The sequence below is a fragment of the Halosimplex aquaticum genome, from assembly GCF_028747785.1.
GTDB lineage: Archaea > Halobacteriota > Halobacteria > Halobacteriales > Haloarculaceae > Halosimplex > Halosimplex aquaticum.
Window position 1 is genome coordinate 2,390,862 of record NZ_CP118158.1, and the last position, 12,528, is coordinate 2,403,389.

Below are 12,528 nucleotides of genomic sequence, written 5' to 3' on the forward strand. Positions count from 1 at the left end.
ATGGCGTCTCGGGCCACCAAATCCGAAACCGCCCACGATTTTCTCGGTTGTGGGAATACTTTTGTTCGTGCCCACTCTACTCACGAAGCAATGACCGAAGTTTCCCTCGACGACCGGGGTCGGTTCACCCTCCCGAAGCAGTTCCGCGAGGAGTACGGGGACCGGTTTCAGGTCGTCCGCCTCGACGACGGTCTCAAACTCGTTCCCGTTGCCGAAGATCCGCTCGAAGCCTTGCGCGACGAGTTCGCTGACGTGGATAAGTCCGCCGACGAACTCCGCGACGACGCCCGCGAGCAGGCACTCGACGAGGCTGGCTCGTAGATGTACGCGGAAACCGACTTTCTCCTCGCACTCATCAAGGACGACGACTGGCTCGGCGACGCCGCCGAGTCGGTCTACCGCGATCATCGCGACGACCTCTGGACCTCCGAGTTCACGCTCGCCGAACTCCTGCTGGTCGCCTATCGCGAAGACCGCGACGTCGAGCGGGTCATCGCGAACGCCATCGAGTTGCTCGACGTGCACGGAGACCCGGACGACATCCTCGCTGCCGCGACCTACGTTTCCGACCACGGGTTCACGCCCTTCGATGCGATCCACCTCGTCCAGTCGAGTGACGACACGATCGTCTCTAGTGACGGCTCCTACGACGGATTCAGCGACCGCTTCGCGCTCGAAGACGCGTAGTTACCGGTCGTCGTATTCAGAACGGCTCTGTCGTCGACTTCCTTCGGTCGGTCTCCGGAATGACGCTCGTGACGAGCGCCGTCGATGTCGGCGTGAGGCGGGCGTTGATCACTCGACCGATTCGGACTCCCCGAGTCCGGGATGGGAGTCGCGCTCGCGCACCAGTCGCATCCGCGACCGGAGGTCGGCGGGCGCACTGGGGACGGCCGACTCGTCGACTTCCTCGCCCGGTGGCCGGGGATAGCGGCGGAGGTCCTTGTCGATCGCCATCCCAGCCTTTGCACCGTCGCCCATCGCGACGACGGTCTGGTTCTGCCCGTGCGTGAGATCGCCTACGGCGTAGACGCCGTCGACGCTCGTCTCGAAGCGCTCGTCGACGTCGACCGCGCCGTCGTCGGCCAGCGCACAGCCAAGCGATTCCGCGAGGCCGGTGTTGTAGGACTTGCCGTACACGGCGAATCCGCCGCGGTACTCTCGCTCCCTGCCGTCGGCGAATTCGAGGCCGCCGAGCCGGTCGTCGTCCTCGTCGTCGGCGAACGCCCGGGTGACCTCGGTGTCGACGCGCTCGACGGGGTGGGCCCGGATCTGGCGCTCGCGGTCGTCGCTCCACTCGGGGTCGCGGCCGTCCAGCAGGAGGTCCACGTCGCCGGTGAAGTTGAGCAGGATCATCGCGACGCCGGCCGCGTGGTCGCCGTGCCCGAGGACGTACGCGCTGGCGTCACCGAGGAGGTAGCCGTCGCAGTGCAGGCAGTAGTGGAGCCCGTGGCCGGTGAACGTCTGGAGTCCCGGGACGCTCGGCTCCCGATCGGTGAACCCGGTCGCGAGGACGACCCGTTCGGCGGCGACTGTCGCGTGCTCGGCCTCGACGACGAACCGGCCGTCGGTCGACCCGTCGCCGTTACCGTCGGCTCGCCGGACGTTCGCGACGGGATCCAGGTAGTAGTCGGCGCCGTACGCTTCGAGCTGGGCGACGGCGTGGCTCGACAGCGCCCGTCCGGAGACGTCCTCGGAGACGCCGTAGACGTTGTGGACGTGGTTCACCGCGGCGTGACGTCCGCCCTCTTTCTCGAAGACGGCAGTCGAATGCCCGAGTCGTGTCGTGTACAGCGCCGCCGTCGCTCCCGCCGGTCCGCCCCCCACCACGACCACGTCGTAGGACAGTCGGTCACGCATCGGCCCGGCTAGGACCGGCCTGGTTGTCAGTGCTCGGCCTTCTGTCGCCGGTGGCTCACGACTCAGCGTCGGAACTCGAAACCGACCTGCCTGAACAGGTGCTCCAGCTGCCGGACGAGCCCCTGGAACTCGTCCGGGGAGTCCGTCGCGTCGTCGGTTGCCCCCGACTCGTCTCCCGGTTCCGATCCGGTCTCGTCGTCACCGGGTTCGGCGGCCGGCTCGCACCCAACGGAGATGTTCACGTCGCTCCCGCAGGGGCCACAGGTCATGTTGTCGAGTTCCTCGCGGATCTGTTCGGCACTGTCGTAGCGGTCCTCGGCGCAGGCGTTCGGATTGACGCAGAGCCAGCACCCCTCGTTCGCCCGGTCGTCGCCCCTCACCTCGTTCTCGGCCATGAACCCGACGACGGCTTCGCCTTCTGTAGCGACGTAACTGTGGGCGTCCCAGTTCCAAGGCACGTCCTCGAGCGGCCCTTCATTTTCCATCTCTCGGCACTCGTAGCCGCCGTCGACGCTGACGACCGCGAAGTCGCCGTCGGTCCCGGTGGAAACGCGCTCGCAGCCGAAGAACTTCGACCGGTGTGCGCTGGCCGTGCCTGAGACGAGCGAGACGGTCAGCGCCGTCCCTCCGGCCATCTTGAGTACGGTTCGCCGGTCGAACGATGCGCTATGCGTGTCCGTTGTGTCCCCTTCGTCTGGTGTAGTCATTAGTTGCGTCGGAGTCCTCGTACTGTGCGGATCGATCGCTGCAGGAATTGTAATGGCGCGCCTGCGATCAGCTCATGTGTCGCTTACCTGTGTTGTGCGCATTACGATTGTAACAACAGTTCAGTCGGACACGTGAGCGCTTTCCGGGCGATAGTTACCTCGCCGCAGGGATCTCCGCGTCTTCGAAGGTCATAAACGGGGCTGACGAAGACGAACACCCTGAAACAGTGTCTATCCCTCTCGGATGGTCCCGTCGCTGTCGTGAAACACTCCGTTACACGACGAACATGTAACGTTTCACCCCTCAATCGATCACGTTCGGTCCTCGCTACTATCTCCTATTCCACGCTGTATTTGTGACACTGATATTGAATCAGCTGCTAGTCTGGCGCTGGACCAAACTGGCGCTCAACCCGTGTTTGATCAGTGACTGTGTCCGGAGCGGGCGGCGGGTTTTATCTGCCACTTTGATCCCTCGTCCTACCGCGATTTCGTAATCGTGGTCTGGTAAAGAGGCCAGAACTGCATCATCCAAACGAACTCCCCTGTTAGTCTGTCTCGTGGCACGACATCCATCACGATAATTCATTCAAATGTTCGGAAACGATCACAGTTACGTCGGATCACGTGATCATACTCCCTGTAAAATTTCACAATTTTACTGTCAAGAACGTCTAACGCGGAGGATTTGGATCGCGAACCTGCGGTTTTAAGTAAAACCGTTGCGCGTCTAACATTACTGACGGAGCCAAGTGCCGAAACCACGTTACCGGACGCTCGCAGGGTAGCGATCGGCCGGGACGAACAAACGAAATGGGTGATAGAATGCGTTTCGATATTCGGGGTATTAGCCCTCTCCACGGCAGTCGCCAGACAGGCGCGAGTGGCGACGACTCGTACTGCCCACTTGCAGTAGCGGGAGAGGTGCGACACAGCGGTCGGAATTGGGCGACACTGGGTATCCGGAGTCGTGGCGACGAAATCCAGGATATCTATGAGCAGTGACCAGATCGAACAGGTGGGCAGCCAACCCCAAGAAGAGGTACAGCCGCAACAGGTCGCCGTCGGCGTGATCGCGACCGAAGACAACACGGAAAACGCGCTCCGGACGATCGTGCGAGCGAACGAGCGCGGACACGACGTCTTCGTCCTCCAACCGGGCGAACCGGAGATGGAGACGACTCGTCTCGCCAGACAGTTCGACGTTGACGTCGTCCAGACGAGCGCGAGCGGGGACCTAGAGCGGTACAAAGAAGAGCTGGCCATCGCCGCGTCGGTCAGAGACTTCGAGAGCATCATTGTTCCCTCGCCCGACTGTGAACGGATCGACTACGACGAAACACTCTCGGATCTCGACGAAACGGGAGTCCAGGTCGATCCAGTGACCGAGCGGACGGCCAAACTCTCCGGTGAAACCGTGGTCGGCATCCCGGCGTACAACGAGGCTCAGTCGATCGCTGATGTCGTGTACGAGGCGCGGCGCCATGCCGACTCCGTGCTGGTCGTCGACGACGGATCGTCCGACGAGACTCCCGAACTGGCTCGTGAGGCCGGCGCAGTGGTCATCGAACACGAACGGAACCAGGGCTACGGGCAGGCGCTCAAGACGCTGTTCAGCGAGGCCGCCGACCGTAACATCGGCGTGCTGGTGATCATCGACGCCGACGGGCAGCACGACCCTGCGGATATCCCCCGGCTAGCTCGAAAAATGGAAGCAGACGAAGCGGACCTGGTGATCGGGAGTCGGTTCGCCGGTGATGGTGACACGAATGCGCCAGTGTATCGCCGGTTTGGATTGTGGGTCGTGAACACGTTGACGAATTTGAGCATGGGTGTCGTGCGCTCACGCTCGCGAGTGGAGGATACGCAGAGTGGATTCAGGGCGTACGATTCGAAGTTGTTGGAATCGCTGGCAAGAGACGACGAGATCGGCGACCAGATGAGCGCCAGTACAGACATCCTGTATCACGCTCACGAGAACAACTTCGAGATCGAAGAGGTGGGGACGACGATCGATTACGAGGTCGAGGACGCAAGTTCGCACAACCCCGTTTCGCACGGACTCAACCTGGTGAACAACATCCTGAAGACCGTCGAACGTCAGCGGCCTATCTCGGTCCTCGGAGTCCCCGGGTTCACCAGTACTATCGTCGGCATCGGGTTCGGTTATTGGACCTTTTCGAACTTCATCAATAGCGGGACCTTCCCGATCGGGCTTGCTGTCGCCTCGGTCTTCTTCGCTCTCGTAGGCATCTTTTCGGCGTTCACCGGGATAATCCTCCATTCGTTGAACCAGTATCTAGGCTAGTTCACCAGCGTATCCATCTTCATCTGGAACGGTTCGGCCGCATCGACGCTGAAGTCTCTTGTTGATGCAACGTTCAGCCACGAATCAAAGCCAGAATCAGTAAGATAGTATCTTCAAACCGCCAATCTGAAAATAATACATTTCCGTTAGGTTCTTTTGGTTGACCTGAAATCACTCTCTATGGACTTAGTTGTCTTCGCTTGGGATTTCTATCCAAACACCAGTGGGGGCGCTCACGCGAGATGGCGTTTTTGCAAGCTTGCTGAATCGAAAGGGCATGACGTCACCGTCTTCACTCCCAGAGCACGCGGAGAGCCGAAAAAAGAGACGGTGGCTGGTGTCCAAATATTTCGTCCTGCGAGGTTTGACTCGTTCGTCGAAGTACAGAACCAGGACTTACTCACTCCGTTTTCCAGGATCCTTACCACTGTGAAGATATTCGTCTCCGCCTTTGTATGGATGGTCAAAAACGATCCGGACGGCATCCATTCTGACTCACATACTTTAAACTGGGTGGCAAAATCTCTGGCCGTGATATTTGGGATTCCGTTGACGAACTTCGTCGGATTCACGCCCTCGTTGAAGCCGAATAGTGACAGTACCGCCGAGAGTGTGTTAGAATCCCTCAGCTTCAAATTTTTCATGGGACAGCACGTCTTCTGCCGGAATGAAGCCATAGCTACCATCGCCAAAACAAACTCCAATTCAGACGTAGCGCTCATTCACGGGGTAGTGAATAAAAGCAAGATCAAAAACGCAGTTGAGGTCCCTGATCAGATCCTGCCCGAAGCGACAGACGATCGGATCTCACTCGTTTTCGTAGGTCGGTTAGCCGACGTAAAAGCCCCAAGATCGGCCGTCGAACTAGTAACCGGCTTACCCGACGAATTCCATCTCACGATGATCGGCGACGGGCACTTAAGAGACGAGATCGAACAGATGGCCCGATCTGAACAGAGGGTTCACGTATTAGGAGAGCGAGAGCACCTCCATACGTTAAAAGCGATATCCGAAGCGGATGGACTCATTCTGACGTCGAAAACTGAATCGTACCCGACCGTGGTTTTTGAGGCCTTGAGCCTAAGAACTCCGGTTTTTTCGAGGCCTGTTGGGGTACTCCCCAATATCGAGCACCAGCGGCTTCGATTAGCAGAACTGGCTGAGCTTCCACAGGCCCTTCAACGAGCGTACCTCGAAGGAGAGAGGACCTGTACCGAAGAGGACCCGAGCGGCGTTTGTCAGCGAACGTTGCATCAGTATTCTCTAGAGAATTATACAGACACCATATTGTCCGCATACGAGGTCGAATAAGATGTCCAATACGATCTTGGCCCTGTCTGATAACCGGTCTGAAAAGACGATCACCCCGTTGGAGCGTGTGTCTGAGGAAACGTATTGCGTGGACGTTTCCGCGATCGACGGGACACTCAAGAGAGTCCATCGCATCGTCTCTCGAAGTCTGCCGATTCTCCACCGGAAAGAGATAGACGCGGTCCTGGTAGCAGGAAACGGGTTTACTGCAATCCTCGCTTTTTTGCTTTCAGAACTCTTCTCCCTGCCACTCATTTACCGCCTCGGCGGAGATCCGTATCAAGTAGAGAAAGGGAAGCTACACGACAAACGAGAAGAGGGCATCTCTGAGTACCTCGTATATCTGATCTTCTACAAGATTACTATCTTTATCTTGGAAAGATCTACGGGGGTCGTCGTTGTTTCGACCAAATTGAAGATGGATCTGGAAGAGAGGGTACCGGTAAACGACGACCAGATCAAAGTAGTCCGCGTGCCGCTCGATGAATCCCTCCTCGAGTCAAATCGAACACGCTCGAGTGACAGGACCTCGGTCTTGACTGTCACAAATCTCGATTTTGAAGAGAAATTCAGGGGTGTCAAGAAGTCTTTAGATGCCGTCGCGTCGGTTCTGGAGGAAAACCCGGAGGTAGAATACAGGGTTGCGGGAGGCGGGAAGTATTTCTCCTCGCTACGGAGGCACGTAGATTCCGAATATCCATCGGACGTTCAAGCCCGGATCGATCTCCTGGGGTACGTCGATGACGTCAGCAGAGAATATCACTCGTCCGATGTCTTTCTCTATCTCTCGTATCTCGACGGATATCCGAACGTCGTACTGGAAGCGATGCTCTGTAACCTTCCGGTCGTTACGAACGCGGATTTTGGTATGAAAGAGCAAGTCACCGACGGGGCTACGGGTTTCCTGGTGGATATTTCCGACGATGGTGAAATTGAAAGACGCTTAACCGAGTTAATCGATGACCCGGAAAAACGGGAAAAGATGGGCAAAGAGGGCCATTCCAAGGTCCGCACTGAGAATTCTCATGAACGGGTCGGGGAGCAGCTGATGACGGCTGTCGACGAAATAGTGCGAGAAGATAGATCTTCGATATCCAAGGAGTAAATATGAAGAGAAACCGTACTGCGTTAGTCGATTCCATCCCGTTCATATCAACGATTCTCTACTATCGAGTACAGAGTTATGATCTACGATCGGTGGCCAAGATGGGGGATTACCAATGCAGACGAATCTAGTCCGCGGATTCCTTTCTATCGTAACTGGAAAAGCCGCGATTCTCGCACTCACAATTATTTTCCACCCACTGCTGGTTCGCCTGATCGGCAGTTCTCAATATGGGGAATACACGTTCGTAGTCTCTCTGTTGGGAGTCACAATGATGGTAGTTAACTTCGGCATCAACGATGGAATCCGAAAGTTCGTTGCGGAAAACAGATCCCAACCTTCGTGGTCTGATCACGTCTTCGGATTCTATCTAAGACTCGGAATCGCACTTTCGGTGACTGCTGCAGTACTATACTTAGCAGTCGATGCCGCGGGTCTCGTTGAAGCAATTCTGGGCGCTCGTTTTACGAATTACGTCATTATATTGGCCCCGTTAATCGTCTCCAGAGAATTGTATTCGATCGGTCGCAACTCGTTGATGGGGCTAGGTTTGGAAAACATCTCGGAGAAGGTCCACGTTGCGCAAAAATTCGTATTTACAAGCCTAGCCCTCCTCCTGGCTTTTTACGAATACGGCGCGATCGGCGTCTTGATCGGGCAATTAGCCGCGACTATCTTCGCTGCAGCTGTCGTCCTCTATTTCGTCTCTAATAAATTCGAGCTTAGCTTCGCCATCAAGCCGACACCTCAATCGTTCCCAAAATTGGATCTCCTGAAGTTTAATTCCTATTCTGCAGGGTTCATATTACTCAGCGCTTCACTTTACCATACGGATATTCTCTTGTTGCAGCCCCTGGCCGGCAGTTCACAGACAGGGTACTACAAGGCCGCACTCCAACTCGCAGAGTTCCTCTGGTTCGTACCCGTCGCGTTACAGACCGCACTTTTGCATTCGACCTCTGAGATGTGGTCGAAGGGTCAAAATTCCAGGGTCACCGAAGTAGCTAGTCGAGTAACCAGGTATTCGCTTCTATTTACGTTGTTATTGGTACTCGGACTATGGGCTTTAGCGGATGAATTGATCCCCCTCTATTACGGTGAGGAATTCACCTCCGCCATACTACCTCTCCTCTTCCTGCTTCCTGGCAGTCTTGGCTTCGCGGTAGCGCGACCGATATATTCTATCAGTCAAGGCAAAGGAGACATGAAACCGTTGATACTCGCGTCAGGCCTTTCGGCTCTCATCAATATCGTTCTCAACTTAGTACTAATTCCGAAGTACGGTATGGTCGGTGCGGCAATTGCAACGAGCATCGGCTACGGTTCGATGCTGATATTCCACGGTTTCGCGGCCCTTCGAATCGGGTTTAATCCCTTCGCGGACCTGCGGTTGCTCCGTATCTTCGTAGCGGGCGGCGTCTCTTCGGTCTCTATTTTCGGCCTCTCAGAGATCATTGACGGGAAGATCGTTTCTCTCCTGCTCGTTCCCCCAACCGGATTGATCATCTACGCTTACCTCGCATACCGCCTTCGAATTGTAGATCCTGACGACGTTTCGTCGGTATGGGAATATGTACCCTCTCGAATTACAACCTTGTTTTCTTCAAACGCAGCGAAGTAAGTAGGCGAACTCCCGAATATACGACAGGAACCGGGTTTAGTTCGCGCTCCGATTTGCTGCATCAACAGACCAGATCGAAAGCCCGCCGTTGTTGTAGACCCTGTCGGCGGTTTTGTCGTTCCGTAGCAACTCGAGTTGCTGCGTCGTGTGGTAATTTAAATCCGCGTAACGCCACGCTGGTTCTGAACGGTGCCACCGCCGATCTGAAACTCGTGTCACGAGGTACAGCGCCCTTCGGGTCCTGAACGCGTTGGATACCTCCTCGTGTTCCTCGTAACCGAGCATCCTTGGGGGACGAAGAGTACTCAAAATACGATCGCCACTTTCTATCGCGCTATCGGTATTCGAATGCCCATAGACGTAATCAGCGAACCTGTCTCGACCGCTATTGAGGGCCGTCTCTCTATCCATGTCCTTCGTGTCGAGATGCCATTCGTACCCGGTTGCAGTCTTTTCCGTTATATGGTCGTTCGGCTGGTACGTAGTTGATAGGTCTAGCCCGATAACGGGTAGAGTCAACAGAACGACGATAGTTAAGGCAATCCGAGGAGACGTGTAACTCTGGAGTTTCTCGCTGGATCTCGCGATTCCGATTGCGACAGCGAGTACACTGAATATGATGAGATACTGCGTCACTCGAATGATGTTATCGGCAAATATGCCGACGACGAGGATCCCAGAGCTGAGTAGTCCCGCGAATATGAATTGGAAGGAGATGTACTTCTCGTAAAATCCCGTGTCGCTCCTCAGCCACTTGAAGCTCAAATACAATACAGTGAAGCCGGCAAAAACAAAGTAGGTGAGCAAAACTCCCCAGACTTGTATGACGAATCGGGTTACTAACTGTAGAAGAGAATAACTCGTCGTCGAAGCCTGTTGAGCTGTAGTCACTCCGCCCCCGTCGGTCGTAAGCAAGTTCAGAACTGCTGCGCTTATGTACCCATCGACGGTCCCGAGAAGTAGATGCGTACCCACTAAGACGAGAAATGCAAAGGCCACAGCGATCGTTGGATCGTGGGTGTGGGTAGAAGGAGACTGGTTTTTCTTGAAAATCGCGTACCAGAAGAAAGTGATCCCGACGATGGCGGACGTGTAGGGGTGGTAAATCGAGATACTAAGAACGAGAAAGAGAAGGCAGTAGAACCACTCACGCCGATCGCGCACGTACGATTCCAAAGCGGTCAGCGCGAGAAACAGGAGTGAGAGGGAGTATAACCACGGCATGATTGAAACGCGGTAGACCCCGAATATTGGGGTCAGCGAGGCAAGCCCGGTAGCGGCGGCCAGCCTTCGGCTCCCAGACATCCTTTGTGCAAACACGACGGTCGACAACATGAAGACTACAAAAAACATCCAGGAAATCGGCCACATGATGGTCTTTGGCCGAAGTCCGGTCAGCAGTGTTCCTTCTGCGAATAGTAGGTGGGTCGCCGGATATTCGAACTGCGTGAGCGCACCTGACGATATGATGTCTTTGATATATCCCAGGTGAACGAGCGTGTCTGCGCCGAAGCCAGTGGCAAGAACGTATCCACGAGCGAGTGGTAAGTGAAAGAAGCCAGCGTAAGCGACCGCAGCTATCGACAGCCCCTTCCAGAGGTGTGATCTGCTCCCTTCGACTATGGAAGTAGATATCGCCGCTATTGACAGGAAAATTAGCAATCCGAATAGAACCAGCGTTACCGATGGAACCCCTGCGTAAATGGATACATCGAACGCCTTTGCATCCGGTGTTAGCGCGACAGAAGTTACAAACAGCCCTGAACAGATCACACAAAGTTTCCAAAACCACTTTGCACGTCTCATCGGTGAAGTCGGGCGAATGGAATTCCGAAATTAGACGGTCGCTGACTTCGCTCATCCCCGGTCATATCGCCAGTTACCCCCCGCATGCAGCCTATCTTTGCGGAATATGTGGTCCGGAGAACATAAGCGTACGTGATTGTCTGGATAGGTGAACTGATTGGCTGCTTCTCTGTATCGTATATCCGTTTCTGACCGAGGAGAGAATTGCCTATAGTGGGCCGCTCCAGTTTATACATCTTGTATTATAATTATGGGGCGTAAGGACAACGAATTTATGTTCTTGGAGTGTGGTAATGAATTCTGATGGATAAATATCAGGAAGGGCACACGCCATGAAAGAGAATGCCGTCCTAATCACAGTCGATTCGTTGCGGAGAGATCATCTCACTCCCTATAGTGAGAAATCGCCTGCAGAGACTCCAAACATCGCGGAATTCTCCAACGATGCCACGGTGTTAAACTCCTTCTGGAGTGGCGGTGTCTCTACCACCCCGTCGATGAAAGTCGCACTGACGGGGGTCTACGATCAATCCCATTACGACTATGGCCCGTTGCCATCCGAACTCCCCTATTTGCCATCTGTTCTAGGGGACGACGTGACCACGGTGGGGATAAATACAAATATACACACTTCCGAAGCAAACGGCTGGGATCGCGGGTGGGACGAGTTTATAGATCTTACGGAGACTGATAGTGGTGTCTCGAACTCTCATCTCCGAGAGCGTGCTGCTAAGTTGATGAGAAATTTGCCGACGTCGTTCGATCAGCTGGTGAGGACTATCGACCGGTATCGTTCGATGAAACAGGGCGAGCTCCCGTTTCCGCAGCCGGACGTCATTGTTCCGAAGCTGGATGACGTTCTTAGCGGCGTATCTCCGCCGTTTTTCGTTTGGGTACATCTGATGGATCCGCATTCTCCGTTCCTTCCTGTATCTAGGAGAGACGAGTACAACGATCTCAGGGTAGCAAAAATACACGGGATTTTAGAGACGAACCAGCAGAAGCTATCCGAAGAAGACCGAAAATTCGTGAGCCGACTTTATAGATCTCGGGTCGAATCTACGGACGAGCATATCGGAGAGATACTCGATCTACTCGATTCGCACGGTTACTACGATGATTCGCTCACGTGGATCGTTGCCGACCACGGCGAAGAATTGGGGGAGAGGGGGTTCATCGGACACAGTCACTTAGGTGCCCCTGAGAACCTTTATGCTGAGACCACTCACATTCCAAGTATTCTGCGGGCACCCTCTACCGATATTGAGGGCGGCGTTCCGTCTAGTCATTTAGACATCGTCTCGACTATCGGAGACTGGTTCGATGTCGACGTCTCGAGCGAATGTATGGGCGATTCGCTGTTGGACGCAGAAGTACGCGACTTCCAGGGACGTGACCTCTGGACGATGAATAGGATGGACCCCATCCATTCAGTTAGTGTCACGCAAGGGAAATGGAGGTACATCCACAGGTATGACAGTGACGGTGATACTGTTGAGAACTCTGAGTTGTACGATATAGAAAACGATCCAAGAATGGAGCGAGACGTCGCCGGGAAAAAACCGGAGATCCTAGACGAACTCCGGCAGCTCTCGGAAGAAAAGATTGCTTGGCTCGAAGATAAGCAGAATATTCACAGGGAAATGGACGAGCAGATGGAGTCGAAACTGTCTGATCTGGGGTATATAGAATGAGGGTCTCTTCTTGTGTAGTGTATTCACTGGGCAGGTCGAGCAGCCCTCATACTTAATTACCCTCGCCCCCAAACCCTTCTCTATTGGTATTTCAGGATGTATAGAAATTCGTTCAG

General features: G+C 55.0%; 10 protein-coding genes. 7 read left to right on the forward strand and 3 right to left on the reverse strand.

Annotated elements, in window-relative coordinates; translation table 11 throughout:
- The first annotated feature begins 90 nt into the window (after window positions 1-90).
- Both PSC72_RS12085 and PSC72_RS12090 read left to right on the forward strand, forming a co-directional pair.
- On the forward strand, window positions 91-321 hold the full coding sequence (locus PSC72_RS12085) for an AbrB/MazE/SpoVT family DNA-binding domain-containing protein (protein ID WP_274326124.1): 231 nt from the start codon (window positions 91-93) through the stop codon (window positions 319-321).
- Window positions 322-687, forward strand: coding sequence for a PIN domain-containing protein (locus PSC72_RS12090; protein WP_274326125.1), 366 nt, complete (start codon window positions 322-324; stop codon window positions 685-687).
- A gap of 108 nt (window positions 688-795) precedes the next feature.
- On the opposite strand, the gene PSC72_RS12095 is transcribed toward PSC72_RS12090, so the two are convergent.
- Window positions 796-1,860, reverse strand: a complete 1,065-nt coding sequence (locus PSC72_RS12095; protein WP_274326126.1) for an NAD(P)/FAD-dependent oxidoreductase — start codon at window positions 1,858-1,860, stop codon at window positions 796-798.
- A gap of 62 nt (window positions 1,861-1,922) precedes the next feature.
- Window positions 1,923-2,567 (reverse strand): hypothetical protein, encoded by a 645-nt coding sequence (locus PSC72_RS12100; protein ID WP_274326127.1) that lies wholly within the window; start codon window positions 2,565-2,567, stop codon window positions 1,923-1,925.
- A 994-nt stretch (window positions 2,568-3,561) separates the two neighbouring features.
- On the opposite strand from PSC72_RS12100, the gene PSC72_RS12105 reads away from it, so the two are divergent.
- From PSC72_RS12105 to PSC72_RS12120, 4 genes are all read left to right on the forward strand, one after another.
- Window positions 3,562-4,875 (forward strand): glycosyltransferase family 2 protein, encoded by a 1,314-nt coding sequence (locus tag PSC72_RS12105; RefSeq protein WP_274326128.1) that lies wholly within the window; start codon window positions 3,562-3,564, stop codon window positions 4,873-4,875.
- A 180-nt stretch (window positions 4,876-5,055) separates the two neighbouring features.
- A complete protein-coding gene (locus PSC72_RS12110; protein WP_274326129.1) occupies window positions 5,056-6,186 on the forward strand; it encodes a glycosyltransferase in 1,131 nt (376 codons plus the stop codon).
- Between the two features lies 1 nt (window position 6,187).
- Complete coding sequence (locus PSC72_RS12115; RefSeq protein ID WP_274326130.1) at window positions 6,188-7,291, forward strand: glycosyltransferase family 4 protein; 1,104 nt, start codon at window positions 6,188-6,190, stop codon at window positions 7,289-7,291.
- A gap of 115 nt (window positions 7,292-7,406) precedes the next feature.
- Complete coding sequence (locus tag PSC72_RS12120; protein WP_274326131.1) at window positions 7,407-8,912, forward strand: oligosaccharide flippase family protein; 1,506 nt, start codon at window positions 7,407-7,409, stop codon at window positions 8,910-8,912.
- Window positions 8,913-8,948: 36 nt separating this feature from the next.
- On the opposite strand, the gene PSC72_RS12125 is transcribed toward PSC72_RS12120, so the two are convergent.
- A complete protein-coding gene (locus PSC72_RS12125; RefSeq protein WP_274326132.1) occupies window positions 8,949-10,718 on the reverse strand; it encodes a hypothetical protein in 1,770 nt (589 codons plus the stop codon).
- Between the two features lie 332 nt (window positions 10,719-11,050).
- Here PSC72_RS12125 and PSC72_RS12130 point away from each other — a divergent pair, with 332 nt between their 5' ends.
- Entirely contained in the window at window positions 11,051-12,412 is a 1,362-nt protein-coding gene (locus PSC72_RS12130; protein ID WP_274326133.1) for a sulfatase, read from the forward strand.
- Window positions 12,413-12,528: the final 116 nt, after the last annotated feature.